Origin of the sequence: Geothermobacter ehrlichii (assembly GCF_008124615.1) — a bacterium.
GTDB classification, from domain to species: Bacteria; Desulfobacterota; Desulfuromonadia; order Desulfuromonadales; family Geothermobacteraceae; genus Geothermobacter; species Geothermobacter ehrlichii.
Genome location: NZ_VNIB01000011.1, coordinates 39,463 through 52,933, shown reverse-complemented (window position 1 = coordinate 52,933; position 13,471 = coordinate 39,463). Strand labels below are relative to the sequence as shown.

Sequence of the window (13,471 nt, the reverse complement as noted above, 5' to 3'; positions counted from 1 at the left end):
ATGCGTCGACTGCTTCTTTTTCTGCCAATTCTGGCGCTTGTCGCCGCCTGCGAGCGGTCGGGACCGACCGGCCTTTCCGGCGTGCTGCTTTACGGGAGCGAACCGCTGGCCGACGCAAGTGTCGAGATCTATCTCAAGGCGGAAAAGGACCGTTCGGTTCAGCCCTTCGCCGTCGCCTCGACCGACGGCGAGGGACGCTACCGGCTCGAGCTGCCGCCCGGCCGCTACTTCATCATCGGCAAGAAGCGGCAGAGCAGCATTGATGGCCGGCCGGTGATGCTGATGGCCGAATGCCCGGCCAACCCGGTGCAGGTCGAAAAAGGAATGCTTGAGGTGGCGCCCTTTGCCCTTCGCGAGATGGGACGGGACGGCCGGCTGGTTCCCGAACCCGGTACCGGCCTCAGCGGCCGGGTGGTGCACGACGGGGACGGCGTCGCCGGCGCCTTCGTCTATGTCTATACCGACGACGCCGTCGACCTGGTCGGCCCTTCCTACGGCGCCGTGGTCGAAACCGACGATGCCGGGAACTTCGCCATCGACCTGCCGTCCGGCACCTTCTGGCTGGCGGCCCGCCGTCGGGCCGACGGTTCGCGCCTGGGAGAGCTGAAACCGGGAGATCTGACCGGCACCCTGGGGCCGGTCGAGCTGAAGACGGGCCAGCGGCTGAATGTCGGAACACTGACGGTGCGGCCGGTCGATCCCGTGCGCTACCGGCAAAAGCGGAAAGAAGGCCGGTTCGCCGACAGCGGCACCGCCCTGACCGGGCGGGTGGTCGATGCCGAGGACCGGCCGGTGCCCGGCATCTATATCTTCGCCTATCTCGACAGCCGCATGGTCGGCAAGCCGGTGCACATTTCCGACCCCACCGGCCCGGACGGCCGCTTCCGGCTCAATCTGGCCACCGGCGGCACCTACTATCTCGGCGCCCGCAGCGCCTACGGCGGGCCGCTGGAGCCCGGCGAATGGGTCGGAACCTGGGACGGTACGGCCGATCATCACGCGGTTGTCGAGACCGGGCAGGTCGAGGAACTGGGAACCATACGGGTCAGGGAGGTCTGGTGAGAGTCTGCCTGCTGGTGGTGCTGTTCATCTGCGGCTGGGCCGTACCGGCCCGGGCCCTGGTGCTTGAGACGGACACCGTCTGGCGCGGCGAGCTGGTGCTGAACGAGCCGGTGACGGTGCCGGCCGGCGTGACCCTGCGGATCGAGCCGGGCAGCCGCATCCGTTTCGGGCGCGGCGGCCTGACCGTTTCCGGGCGGATTCTGGCCCGCGGGGCGCAGTTCGCCGGCAAGGGCTGGACCGGGCTGGTCCTCAAGGGACTGGGGAGCGACTCCCTGCTGGCCAACTGCCGGCTGAGCGGCGCCATGACTGCCGTCACCGTCGAGAGCGGCGCGCCCCGGCTTGAGGGGCTCGAGCTGCGCGACAACCGCATCGGAATCGAGCTGCGCCGCAAGACCGAGGCCACCATCAGCGGCTGCCTCTTCGCCGGCAACAGCCGGGTCGGCCTGATGATCAAGGACGGCTCGACGGCGGCGGTGGTCGACAACCGTTTCGAGAACAACGGCCGCTTCGGCGCCTACATCTTCCGCTCGCGGCCGCGCCGGTTCAGCGGTAACCGGTTCAGCGGGCATCCGACCGGACTGATGGTCAGCCATTTCGGTTCCGATCCGCTGCTGGAGGAGAACTGCCTGACCGACAACGAGGTGGGCGTCCTGATCGACCGTGCCGCCAGGCCGGTGCTGCGGCGCAATGATATCCGCGACAACGACGTCGGCATCCGCTGCTTCCGCCGCTCGGACCCGCTGGTCGAGGGCAACCGGATCAGCGGCAACGGCACCGGGGTGCTGATCGCCTACTCGAGCTATCCACGGCTGCGCGGCAACGACCTTTCCGGCAACGGCGTGGCCGTGCGTCTCGAGTACCAGTCGATCGTCTGGGAGCGGGAGAAGGGGAGCACCGCCCGCCGGCAGGAGACGGCGCACGGCGCCTTCGGCAGCCGCCCGGCGCGGCAGGTGGCCGAAAGTGACCGCCGGGCCCGCAACCGCGACGGCTGGATCGACGCCCGCGACAACTGGTGGGGCGAGCGGGCGACCCGGCAACTCGAACGGCTGGGAGCCGGCGGCAATCCCGATTTCATCGACGACGGCCGTGACCGGCCGACCTTCGAGGAGGGTGGGCGCGACTGGCCTCTCGATCGGGTCCGTTTCGCTCCCTGGGCGAAAAAAGCGATCGTTTTCCCATGAGGTGGAGCTGATGCGCAGACTTGTCTGTTGGACGATTCTTATGCTGCTGGCGGCGACGGCGGCCCAGGCGGCCTCCGGAGCCAGGGGGCGGGTCGCCTGGCGCGGCGAGCTGGTCCCCGGGGTGCGGATCTTCGCCTACCGGCAGATCGCCGACATCACCGGCGGAGAGGCGGTGGCGGTCTCAACGCCGACCGCCCTCGACGGCACCTGGCAGCTCACGCTGCCGCCCGGCCGCTACTACATGGTGGCGCGCTCCTTCACCGGTCGGCCGCAGGCGGGCGACTACTTCTGCTATTACAGCGGGTCGCCGGTGGAGGTGGTGGACGGTCATTTCACCAACGTCGGTTTCAACCTGATCCGGGTGCCGGAAGAGCGGCCGGCGAAACGGGCGCGGGTTTCGGGCATCGAAGGGGAGATCACCTACCAGGACGAGCTTCTCGAGCAGGTCTACCTCTACGTCTACCGGGACACGAAATCCGGCTTCAAGGGGCCGGCCTACAACATCGTGCCGGTGGAGAAGGGCCGTTTCCGCCTGCGGCTGCCGCCGGGCGAGTACTGGCTGCTGGCGCGCAAGCGGCAGCAGGGCGGGCGATATGGGCCGGTGAACATCGGCGACTGGTTCAACTACTACTACGGCAACCCGGTACGCATCGAACCGGGCATGGTGCGGCATATCCGGCTGGAGACGATCACCCGGCTGTCGAACCTGGAGCAGGGGGAGGAACTGCCCTTCCACGGTGTCCGCGGCCGGGTCGTCGGGCCGGACGGCGCGCCGGCGGCCGGTCTGCACGTCTTCGCCTACCGGCAGCCGCAGATGACCGGTACCCCGGCCCATTTTTCGCCGCCGACCGACAGTGTCGGCCGTTTCCAGCTCAGGCTGCCGGCCGGCCGCTGGTACCTGCTGGCCCGCCAGTCGTTCGGCGGTCCCGCCGCCGGCGGGGAGCTGTACGGCAAGTACGCCGGCAGCCCGGATCACGGCATCGACCTGAAACAGGACCAGGTCGTGGAGGAGATCACCATTCATGTTCAGCCGGTTTCTGCCCGCTAGCGTTTTCGGATTGTGGCTGGTCCTGCTTGCGGGGCCGGCCCTGGCTCTCTGCTACTCGGGGACCCTGCTCGGCCACAGCCGCTGGGAGGGCGAGGTCGACCTGACCGGTCCGGTCATCGTTCCGGCCGACGCCAGCCTGACCATCGTCGCCGGTACCCGGGTGCGGGTGAAGGAGAAGACCTTCAAGCTGACCGTGCGCGGCCGGCTGCGGATCGAGGGGAGCGCCGACGAGCCGGTGGTGTTCGAGGCGCCGGCCGGCTGGCAGGGGATCGAGCTGATGGAGACGACCGGCCGCAGTCTGATCCGCCAGGCACGGTTTCGCGGCGCCAACCAGGCAATTGGCAGCTACGGTTCCGACTTCGAGGTTGTCGACAGCGAATTTGTCGACTGCGATTTCGGTGTTCATCTGCTGCGGGAATCGCCGCCGCTGATCCGGGGAAACCGCTTTGTCGGCGGCCGGGTCGGGGTAGCGGTGGAGATGAAGTCGAGCCCGACCATCGCCGACAATCATTTCGAAAATCTCAGAGAGACCGGCATCTTCGCCTCGCACAGCAGTCGCGGTACGGTGACCGGCAACCGGTTCGTCGGCAACGGCCGCGGCATCACCCTGCAGCAGCCCTATCCCGACCGGATCGAAAACAACCTTTTTACCGGCAACGACGTCGGCCTGTTCTGCAACCAGACCCGCAACACGCCGCGGATCATTGGCAACCGGTTCGAGAAGAACGGCAAGGCTCTGGTCAACTACGCCTTTTCCTATCCGCTGATTCGGAACAACGTCTTCGTCGACAACGGCACAGCCATCCGCAACGACCAGTTCGGCTCGCCGCAGATCGAGCACAACCTGCTGCGCGGCAACGACACCGCGATCTACAACTATCGCAAGTCGAACCCGCAGGTGGAGAACAACCAGATCGAACAGAACGGACTGGCCATCTTCTGCGACTATTCGTCCTATCCGCAGGTCAGGAACAACAATTTCATCGACAACCGCGAGGCTGTTCGGCTCGGCATCTACCAGAGCGCCGACTGGGAAAAACGCTCCGGCTCCCGGGCGCTGGTCATGCGGCAGGCGCGGGCCCGCGGAAGCCGCAACGAACTGCTGGCCCAGGCGCCGACCCGGTTTGTCGACCGGGTCGACGTCTCGGGCAACTGGTGGGGGAAAGACAGCGAACGACTGGCCGCCGCCACGGAAGAGAGCAACGATCCGCTCTTTTGGGACCGTCACGACCAGCCGACGGTGGTCTACGAGGGGTTCGGTGACGAGGCCTATGCTCTTGACCGGGTAGTGTTCTCGCCCGTTTTGCAGATGCCGGTCGACCAGGCCGGACCGCAGGCCGGACCATGAGGTGGCTCTGGGCGATGCTGATGGTCGGTCTGCTCGCCCTGCCGGCGTCGGCGGCGGTGATCGAGGGCCGGGTGGTCGACGGTGAGGAGCCGGCGGCGGGGGTGCGGGTCGCCGCCCATGCCGACCTCGATCCCGGCAGCGAGCCGGTGAATACGGCAATCAGCGACCCGGATGGTCTCTACCGGCTCGAGCTGCCGCCGGGGCGCTACGCCCTGTTCGGAAAGAGCGCCGACGGGCGGCGCTTTGCCTTCAGCGGGCGCAACCCGGTCCGGCTCGCCTCTTCCGACCTCTGGATCGGCCTGCAGCTCGTTCCCGTCGGCGAGGTGCGCCGCCGGGACTACGACGACGCCTACAGCGCCGGGCTGGAGGGCGTGGTGACCTTTGGCGGCCGTCCGCTGGCCGGGGCGGTGGTCCATCTCTACCTCGACACCACCGAGGGGCTCAAGGGGCAGGGTTACCGCATGTCGCCGCCGACGGGGAGCGACGGCCGTTTCTACTTCGACGGTCTGCCGGACAGTGACTACTACCTGGTGGCGCGCTGGCGAAGCAACGGCGAGCTGGTCGGGCCGGTGCGGACCGGCGACCGGATCGGCTTCTTTGCCGGCAATCCGCTGCATCTGGCCGCCGGCGAGCTGGTTTCCGTTGCGCTGCCACTGGTCGAGAAGCAGGCTTCGCAAGGCAGCCGCGAAACGTTTGGCGAGGCGAGCGAGACGCGCGTCGAGGGCCGGGTGGTCGACGCCCAGGGCCGGCCGGTCGCCGGCGTCCATGTCTTTGCCTATACCAGCCGGGTGATCGGTCATCAACGGCCGGCGGCCCTGTCGCCGCCCACAGGGGATGACGGACGGTTTCGGCTGGACCTTCCTGCCGGCGGAACCTTCTATGTCGGCGCCCGGCAGCGTTACGGCGATTCACCGGCGCCCGGCGAACTGTTCGGCATGTTCGACGAGACAGCCGACCATGGTCTGACCATCGCCGCCGGCGAGGTGCGACGCGGTATGCGTATCGTGGTCGAGCCGGTCAGCCTGGAGTGAGCATGAGGCGACTGCTTTGGATTCTCGTTGTCCTTTTGCTCGCCGGTTGCGCCGGGCGGCCGGCGCCCGTTCTCGAACTGGCCGACACCGCCATTTCCGGCGATGTCGTCTGGCAGGGGGAGGTCCGCATCCGCGGGGTGGTGACGGTGAAGAAGTCGGGGCGATTGACCATCCTGCCTGGCACCCGGGTGGTGTTCCTGCCCCTCGACCGGGACGGTGACGGCATCGGCGACAGCGAACTCTACGTCGAGGGTGAAATCGTCGCCGAAGGCACGGCGCAGGCGCCGATCCTGCTGACCAGCGGTGCCAGCCGGCCGCAACCGGCCGACTGGAAGTATCTCTACTGCGATTTCGCCCGGCGGGTCAGCCTGCGGCACGTCATCTCCGAGTACGCCTACAGCGGCGTGCAGGTGCATTTCTGCAAGGCCCGCATTGCCGACTCTGAATTCCGGTTCAACGTCGACGGCGTGCGATTTTCAACCGTCAATCTCGAACTGTCCGGCAACCGCATCCACCACAACCGCCACGGCCTGCGTTTCGAGGAACGGCGGTCCACCGGCCGGATTCACCACAACCAGATCAGCGACAACGAGATCGGCCTGTTTGTCGTCACCCGCAGCCGGGGGGGCATTCTCATCGAGCGCAACAATATCGTCGGCAGCCGCTCCTACCAGGTCAAGTTCGGCCTGCAGCAGCGGCAGGACGTGCCTCTGCCCCGCAACTGGTGGGGGACCATCGACCGGGGGCGGCTGGAAGAGCAGCTGTTCGACGGCCGCCGCGACCCGGCCCTGGGACGGGCCCTGATCGTCGAACCCCTTGCCGCCCCGGTCGCCATCCCCTGACCGGGGGTTCTTCGCTGGTCAAATTCCTCCGGCCTGCTACTCTATCTGGCAGGGCGTTGTAAAAACTGCTGCGGTTGAAACAGCCTCGAAATGCTCATTTACTGATATGTAAACTGCGCTTTTCGGCTGTTTTCGCCTTGTCTCGCCTGCCCTCATGACGTTTTTCAACGTCCTGCGAGCTGATGTGTTGAAAAACTGTTGTCATCTTCACTTTAAAGCAGGGGCGGAGAGGCGCGGAGATGGAGAGCAGGCAAGGGAGAAAGAGCTTTTTCCCCCTCTCCGGATCCAATAGCTCTGCGCCTCAGCGCTAATTCTGATTTTTCAGCAGGAGGTGTTCGATGTCGCAACCCCTTCGTTACGACGAGGCCGGCAAGGGGCCGGCCGTGGTGCTGCTGCATGGTTTTCCCCTCTGCCGTCGCATGTGGCAGCCGCAGATGGAAGCGCTGGCCGCCGCCGGTTACCGGGTGATCGCTCCCGACCTGCCCGGTTTCGGCAAATCGCCCCTTGCGGGGGAGGCGAGCATGGATCTCTACGCCGATGCCGTCGTCGGCCTGCTCGATCATCTCGATCTGAACCAGGCGGTGATCGGTGGCATGTCGATGGGCGGTTATGTCCTCTGCAACCTGCTCGACCGCTATCCGCAGCGTGCGAGCGCGGCGATGTTCCTGGTGACTCGGGCGGCGGCGGATGACGACGAGGCCAGGGCCCGGCGCACAGCCCTGGCCGAGAGCGCCCGCGCCGGCGATCTGAAGCCGATAGCCGACGCCTTCGAAAGCATCCTTTTCGCTCCCGGCGTCGGCAGCCGGCGTCCCGAGCTGGTCGAGCAGGTGCGGTCCTGGATGCTGTCGACGCCGCCGGAGGGCGTTGCCGGCGGTCTTCTCGCCATGCGCGATCGCCGCGACATGGTCATCCGGTTGCGCGATTTCGACCTGCCGGCGCTGGTGGTGGGGGCGGAACTGGATGTCGCCGTTCCCCTGGGACATTCACAGCTGCTGGCCGGGCAGCTGCCCCAGGCGCGACTGGAAGTGATTCCGCAGGCGGGCCACATGGCCAACCTGGAGCAACCGGAGCTGTTCAGCTCGGTGCTGTGCGATTTTCTCGCCGGCCTGCAGCTGGCGGAGTGAATCCGGATGCTTCACTCCGCCAGGACGACGGACTGTCCGTCGCGGGCGAAGGCGGCCTGCAGGCCGAGACGGGCGCCGAGGCCGGCGATGGTTCGCTGTGCCCGGTCTTCATCCCGGCAGATCTCCGGTCCGCAGTGGGTCATCAATACCCGGCGGATGCCCGCTGTCGCCGCCCAGGCCAGCTGGCTGGTGATGGCGGCATGACCGCAGGGGACGCCCTGCTCGATGCGGACCAGTTCATCGCCGAAGCAGGTGCCGTCGCCGATGTAGAGGTCGGCGCCGGCCAGAAAGGATGCGTTTTTGCCGAGCATGGCGACATCCGACAGGTAGATGCAGCAGGAGCGGCCATCCTCCAGGCGCAGGCCGACTGCCGGCGCCCGCAGGGAATGGTACACGGCGAAGGAGCGGATGCGCAGCCGGCCAAAAACCAGGGACAGTTTCTCTGCCGGTTGCCAGCGCTCCGGGTCGTATCCCTGCCGGCGGAGGATTCGGGCGGTTGCCTCTGTCAGATGGACCGGGCAGGGGCTGCCGGCGGCCAGTCCGCCGGCGTGATCCTCGTGGGCGTGGGTCAGCACCAGGGCATCGGGCGCGATGCGCGACAGTTGTTCGCCGAAATCGCCGCCGCAGTCGATCATGACCCGGTGGCCGTCGCATTCGACCAGCAGCGAACTGTGCTGGCGATGATGCGGGTGCTGTTGCAGCAGACTTGAGCGGGTGCCGAGAAAGGTCAGTTTCATCATCGAGTATCCGTCCTGAAGCATCTACTATAGTCCATTTTCACGTAGCCGTCCTCACTTGCCGGAGCGCTCTGGCTGCTGTATGCTGCCCCGGCGGATTCTCCTCTTTTTCTTCTGCGTCGCGGCGGAATCTTCGGCTGACGACGCGACCGGGACATCATGCGTCTGATTTTTTTCGCCACCCTGCTCACTCTGTCGACTCTCTATGCGCCGCAGCCGCTGCTGCCAGTGCTGGCGGCCGAATTCGGGGTGTCGCGCGATGCCATCGCCCTGCTCACCACCCTGACCTTCATCCCGCTGGCGCTGGCGCCTCTCGGTTACGGCTATCTGTTGGAGGCGGTCGAACCGCGCCGGGTGCTGCGCGTCTGTTTTCTGCTGCTCGGGCTGAGTGCTTTCGTCTTCGCCGTTTCCGGCAGCTATGCGCTGCTGCTGGCGGTGCGCCTCTTTCAGGGCATGCTGGTGCCGGCCCTGCTCACTTCGCTGATGACCTATGTGTCGCGCCGATCGCAGTCGGGCGAGGTGCAGCGGACCATGGCCGCCTACATCGCTGCCACCATACTCGGCGGTTTTCTCGGCCGGCTCTGCTCCGGCGCCATCGCCGGCTGGCTGCACTGGCGCGCCAGCTTTTGGCTGCTCGGCGCGAGCCTGCTGCTGTGTGCCGTACTGCTCGGGCGGCTGCCTCCGGCCGGTGGACTGGCTCTTACCCGGCCGCGGGCCCGCCTGGTGCTCGATGTGCTGCGCAACGGCTTCTTTTTGCGAATCTACCTGGCGGTGTTCTGTCTTTTTCTGGCCTTTGCCGCGGTAATGAACTTCATTCCCTTCCGGTTGACTGACATCAGCCGCCATGCCGACGAATTTCGCATCGGTCTGATGTATTCCGGCTACCTGATGGGGGTGGTCACCTCGTTGTCGGCCGTCCGGCTGGCGCGCCGGTTCGGTGGCGAGCTGCCGGCCCTGCTGGTTGGTTTTTCCGTCTATTGCGTCGCCATCCTGCTGCTGTCCGTGCCGAGGGTCGCGGTCCTTTTCGCCGACATGTTCCTCTTCTGCGGCGCCATGTTCCTGGTTCATGCCACCGCCAGCGGCTGGCTCAACCGTTTCGCCGGCAGCCACAAGGGGATGGTCAACGGGCTCTACATCGCCTTCTACTACGGCGGCGGAGCTCTCGGTTCTTCGGCCCCCGGGCCGGTCTATTCCCGGTTCGGCTGGAACGGCGTGATTGTCATGCTGGCGGTGTTCGCCCTGGTCGGGCTGCTGCTGACGCTCTCCTGCCGGAGGTTTCTCAGGCAGGGGCTGTCGCCTGTCGGTGGCTCGTGAACTTTCCTTTGTTGACACCGGCAGGGGGAGCGGAGTAATAAGGGAGATAACCTTAAAAAATTTTTCGAAAGGAAGAGAACAGATGCGAATGACGACTCTTGCGGCCAGTCTGCTGTTGGCCCTTGCCATGGCCCTGCCCGTGGCTGCCGCGGACAAGAAACCGACCACCCTTGAAGAACGGGTCAGTTACGGTATCGGCATGAACATCGGCCGCGATTTCAAGGGGAAGGGATTCGAGGTCAATCCGGACCTGCTGGCCCGGGGGATAAAGGATGTCCTGGCTGGCGGCGAACTGCTGATGACCGAGGATGAGGTCCGGCAGACCATCATGGAACTGCAGCAGGTGCTGCAGGAGAAAGCCGCTGCCAAAAACAGGGCCGAGGGTGAGGCCTTCCTCGCTGCCAACAGGAAAAAGGATGGCGTCAAGGTGACCGCCAGCGGCCTGCAGTATCGGGTGATCAGGGAAGGTGACGGCGCGACACCGGGACCGGACAGCACGGTCACGGTCAACTACCGGGGGGCCCTGGTCGACGGTACCGAATTCGACAGCAGCTACAAGCGGGGCAAGCCCGCAACCTTTCAGCTCAACCGGGTGATCCGGGGCTGGACCGAAGGATTGCAGCTGATGAAGGCGGGCGGCAAGTACGAATTCGTTCTGCCGGCCGACCTGGCCTACGGCGAGCAGGGGGCTGGCCAGGTCATCGGCCCCAATTCGGTGCTGATCTTCGAGGTCGAGCTGCTGGAAGTCAACTGATCGCTCGCTTCAGCCTGAAAATAAAAAAAGCCGGGCAACCTCGCTGAAGGTTGCCCGGCTTTTTTGTGTTTTTTTCGGGCCATTATCGCTGGCTTTTTCATCATCTAGGCTTTGGAGGACCAGTGCCCGTGCAGATTGCAGTACTCGCGTGCCGTCACCTTGTCGGCGCTGACCGGGAAGGTTGCTTCCGGCGCATCACCCGGCTTGAGATACTGGCGGTAGGCTTTGCCGTCGGCGAGCAGTTCGATCCACACGATATAATGGTCGTCCAGCATGGGATGGGCAACGCTGCCAACCCGGACGGTGATGCTGTCGGCGCCGACCTCGATAACCGGTACGTGCTTTTCCTTGGCGGCGTCGACGGTGTTCTCCGTCTGCATGGTCATGGGCTGGCCGCAGCAGAACATGGAACCGGCCCCGGAATGCAGGACTTCGACGATGTTGCTGCACAGTTCGCATTTGTAGACTTCGAGTTGTTTCGCCATGACGTTTCTCCTTTATTGGGTGGTTGTCAGGAGGGATTTCTGTTCGAAGATTACGCGTACAGCCAGCGAAAAAAGCTTACCACAGGCTGCCCATGGTTCAACCGGCTGTCAGGAAAGGCAAGATCGGGATAGAAAAGGAGGCCCCGGGCACGCCTCCGGAAACGGCATTGAGCAGTGCCTGCCACTGCTCAGCCGGACAATCGACAGAATCTGTTTCTTGTGCAGGCGCCGCACCGGGTCGGGCCGTTCTGCTTCTTGCGGCAGGTTTTGCAGCCCAGTTTTTCACCGTGCATTTTGTGGTTGAAGGTGACCGTGCCGTTTTTCGCCTTGAACATGACGGTGTCGGCGGCAACCAGAGTGAACAAAAAGAGCGACAAGCAGTTTTTTCATGGATAGCCTCTCCTGAAAAATTGATTTATACAAATCAATATAATTGACATTAAACAAAGTCATGAAAATCGAAGGGCCTGTTTATCCGCCCGCGACGGGCCGGTCTGGCTTGCCTTCTGGCTGGAAACTGGTATAAAGCTGAAGATCCCCGACAAAGAATGTGATGATTCTCAATGCGCCTGTTTCTATTATCGACCTTTCTGTTTACAGTTCTTGGCCTTGCCCCGCGGCCTGTTCTGGCGGACGTACCGTCGCCGGCCGGGCCGAAGGTGCGTTGTCCGGTCTGCGGCATGTTTGTCGCTCCCTATCCCACCTGGCAGGCGGTCATCCTGTTCGGTGATGGCGCCCGGCTCGATTTCGACGGCCCCAGGGATCTGTTTCGCTACCTGCAGGAGGCATCGCGGCAGTTCCCGGGGCGGACGCTGACCGAAGTCCGGGAAGTCTGGGTGACAGAGTATTATTCCGCGCAACCGGTTCTGGCCACCGAGGTCTATTTCATCGCGGGCAGCGACGTTCTCGGGCCCATGGGGCAGGAGCTGGTGCCGGTTCGGGGCGTGAAGCAGGCCGAGACCTTCATGCGCGATCACGGCGGCAGCAGGCTTTTCCGTTTTGACGGCCGCGAACTGAAGGAAATCGAAAGGGATTGATGCCGCGTTATCAGCGCTTTCTGCTGTTGGTCCTGCTTTTGGCAGCCGCTCTTGCCGGCTGCATAGCCGCCGGCTTTCGGCAGCGGCAACGGGCTGATGCGGCGTGGCTCGCTCCGCGCCGGACTCTGGTGCGCGATCTGATGCTTACCGACTTTGCCATCTGGACCGAGGCCCGCTATACGCGCCATCCGTCGCAGGCCGATTTTTTCACCCCTTTCCAGGATGCCCCGGGGGCGCTGGAACATTTCCCCTCCGGCTCGATGCTGGCCCCGCCGGTTGCCATGCCGCAAACTCGCATTCTGGTCAGGCAGGCGGAGCGCTGACATGCGCCAGCTCAAACTTCTTGAATTCGCTCTCGCTTCCCTCTGGCGCCGCCGGTGGAAAACCGGTTCGATTCTCGTTGTCTATATCCTGACGGTGGCCGCCCTGGCCTCGATTCTGCTGCTTACCCGCTCCCTGCAAAAGGAGGCACAACTGCTGCTGAGCGAGGCCCCCGAACTGGTAGTGCAGCGTCTTGAGGCGGGTCGCCATGCCCTGATTCCAGCTTCGACAGCCGAACGTCTGCGCTCGATCCCTGGCGTGGGAGAGGTCAGGCCACGTGTCTGGGGCTACTACTACGACGCCCTGACCGGCGCCAACTACACCCTGGTCGGTGTTGACGGAAAAACCGGCGCCGTGCGGCTGCTGCAGGGACGCCTGCCACGCGAAGAGGGCGAATGCGCCGTCGGGAGGGGGGTGGCGGCAATTCGCATGCTCGAGGTCGGCGACGATCTGATTCTGATCGACGGGGACAACCTGGGAGTGAGCCTGCAGGTGGTCGGCATCTTCGATGCGCCGTCGAATCTGCTGACCAACGACCTGGTTCTCATGGAGCGCCAGGCCCTGGCCGCTTTTTTCAACCTGCCGGCGGGAATGGTGACCGACATCGCTGTCGAGGTGCGCAATCCGAACGAAGTCGACACCGTTGCGCGCAAGGTCCGGCGCCTGATGCCGGACAGCCGCCCCATCACCCGGCACGAGATTCTGCGCACCTACGATGCGGTCTTCAACTGGCGCAGCGGCATGCTGCTCTCCATCTTTCTCGCCGCGCTGCTCGCCTTCGTCATTCTCGCCTGGGACAAGGCGACCGGCCTGAGCGCCGAGGAAAAACGGGAGATCGGCATTCTGAAGGCCACCGGCTGGGACACGGCCGATGTCCTGTTGCTGAAGTTCTGGGAGGGGACGGTGGTTTCGGTGATCGCCGTGCTGGTTGGAATGCTGCTGGCCTGGATCCACGTCTTCTTTCTCGGCGCTCCGCTGCTGGCGATGGTGATCAAGGGCTGGTCGGTGCTCTTCCCCGCCTTTGACCTGGTGCCGCGCGTCGATCCGCAACAGTTACTGGTCCTGGTGCTGCTGACCACGGCACCTTACGTGGTGGCGACGGTCGTTCCCTCCTGGCGAGCGGCGACCCTTGATCCCGACACGGTGATGCGGGGATAGGCGAATCGGTTCCAGACAGGGTTCGGAGG

At 64.9% G+C, this 13,471-nt stretch carries 15 protein-coding genes; 13 read left to right on the top strand and 2 right to left on the bottom strand.

Annotated features, from left to right (window positions below; translation table 11 throughout):
• The 7 genes from EDC39_RS11400 to EDC39_RS11370 all read left to right on the top strand — a co-directional run bounded on the left by EDC39_RS11400 (window position 1) and on the right by EDC39_RS11370 (window position 7,636).
• Entirely contained in the window at window positions 1–1,062 is a 1,062-nt protein-coding gene (locus tag EDC39_RS11400; RefSeq protein WP_148896515.1) for a hypothetical protein, read from the top strand.
• Window positions 1,059–2,243, top strand: coding sequence for a right-handed parallel beta-helix repeat-containing protein (locus EDC39_RS11395; protein WP_187426764.1), 1,185 nt, complete (start codon window positions 1,059–1,061; stop codon window positions 2,241–2,243). Before EDC39_RS11400 ends, EDC39_RS11395 begins: the two co-directional genes overlap by 4 nt.
• Before the next feature lie 10 nt (window positions 2,244–2,253).
• On the top strand, window positions 2,254–3,291 hold the full coding sequence (locus EDC39_RS11390) for a carboxypeptidase-like regulatory domain-containing protein (protein WP_148896513.1): 1,038 nt from the start codon (window positions 2,254–2,256) through the stop codon (window positions 3,289–3,291).
• Window positions 3,266–4,639, top strand: coding sequence for a right-handed parallel beta-helix repeat-containing protein (locus tag EDC39_RS11385; protein ID WP_148896512.1), 1,374 nt, complete (start codon window positions 3,266–3,268; stop codon window positions 4,637–4,639). Before EDC39_RS11390 ends, EDC39_RS11385 begins: the two co-directional genes overlap by 26 nt.
• Window positions 4,636–5,670 (top strand): MSCRAMM family protein, encoded by a 1,035-nt coding sequence (locus EDC39_RS11380; RefSeq protein WP_148896511.1) that lies wholly within the window; start codon window positions 4,636–4,638, stop codon window positions 5,668–5,670. Before EDC39_RS11385 ends, EDC39_RS11380 begins: the two co-directional genes overlap by 4 nt.
• Before the next feature lie 2 nt (window positions 5,671–5,672).
• On the top strand, window positions 5,673–6,512 hold the full coding sequence (locus EDC39_RS15360) for a right-handed parallel beta-helix repeat-containing protein (RefSeq protein WP_187426763.1): 840 nt from the start codon (window positions 5,673–5,675) through the stop codon (window positions 6,510–6,512).
• A 338-nt stretch (window positions 6,513–6,850) separates the two neighbouring features.
• On the top strand, window positions 6,851–7,636 hold the full coding sequence (locus EDC39_RS11370) for an alpha/beta fold hydrolase (RefSeq protein WP_148896510.1): 786 nt from the start codon (window positions 6,851–6,853) through the stop codon (window positions 7,634–7,636).
• A gap of 11 nt (window positions 7,637–7,647) precedes the next feature.
• Here EDC39_RS11370 and EDC39_RS11365 read toward each other — a convergent pair whose 3' ends face one another.
• Window positions 7,648–8,397, bottom strand: coding sequence for an MBL fold metallo-hydrolase (locus tag EDC39_RS11365; RefSeq protein WP_148896509.1), 750 nt, complete (start codon window positions 8,395–8,397; stop codon window positions 7,648–7,650).
• A gap of 135 nt (window positions 8,398–8,532) precedes the next feature.
• Between EDC39_RS11365 and EDC39_RS11360 the strand changes: the two genes are divergently transcribed.
• Window positions 8,533–9,687 carry an MFS transporter gene (locus EDC39_RS11360; RefSeq protein WP_148896508.1) on the top strand — a complete coding sequence of 385 codons (1,155 nt, stop codon included), beginning with the start codon at window positions 8,533–8,535 and terminating at the stop codon, window positions 9,685–9,687.
• An 82-nt stretch (window positions 9,688–9,769) separates the two neighbouring features.
• Complete coding sequence (locus tag EDC39_RS11355; RefSeq protein WP_148896507.1) at window positions 9,770–10,441, top strand: FKBP-type peptidyl-prolyl cis-trans isomerase N-terminal domain-containing protein; 672 nt, start codon at window positions 9,770–9,772, stop codon at window positions 10,439–10,441.
• 104 nt (window positions 10,442–10,545) lie between these two features.
• On the opposite strand, the gene EDC39_RS11350 is transcribed toward EDC39_RS11355, so the two are convergent.
• Window positions 10,546–10,926 carry a desulfoferrodoxin gene (locus EDC39_RS11350; protein WP_148896506.1) on the bottom strand — a complete coding sequence of 127 codons (381 nt, stop codon included), beginning with the start codon at window positions 10,924–10,926 and terminating at the stop codon, window positions 10,546–10,548.
• Between the two features lie 92 nt (window positions 10,927–11,018).
• On the opposite strand from EDC39_RS11350, the gene EDC39_RS16005 reads away from it, so the two are divergent.
• The 4 genes from EDC39_RS16005 (at window position 11,019) to EDC39_RS11330 (ending at window position 13,442) form a co-directional block, all read left to right on the top strand.
• Window positions 11,019–11,363 carry a hypothetical protein gene (locus EDC39_RS16005; protein ID WP_187426762.1) on the top strand — a complete coding sequence of 115 codons (345 nt, stop codon included), beginning with the start codon at window positions 11,019–11,021 and terminating at the stop codon, window positions 11,361–11,363.
• A 126-nt stretch (window positions 11,364–11,489) separates the two neighbouring features.
• Window positions 11,490–11,963, top strand: a complete 474-nt coding sequence (locus EDC39_RS11340; RefSeq protein ID WP_148896504.1) for a nitrous oxide reductase accessory protein NosL — start codon at window positions 11,490–11,492, stop codon at window positions 11,961–11,963.
• The gene (locus EDC39_RS11335) at window positions 11,963–12,286 is read left to right on the top strand and encodes a hypothetical protein (protein WP_148896503.1); all 324 of its coding nucleotides are present in this window, start codon (window positions 11,963–11,965) and stop codon (window positions 12,284–12,286) included. The genes EDC39_RS11340 and EDC39_RS11335 overlap by 1 nt, the downstream gene beginning before the upstream one ends.
• Before the next feature lies 1 nt (window position 12,287).
• Window positions 12,288–13,442, top strand: a complete 1,155-nt coding sequence (locus EDC39_RS11330; RefSeq protein WP_148896502.1) for an ABC transporter permease — start codon at window positions 12,288–12,290, stop codon at window positions 13,440–13,442.
• The last annotated feature ends 29 nt before the right edge of the window (window positions 13,443–13,471 follow it).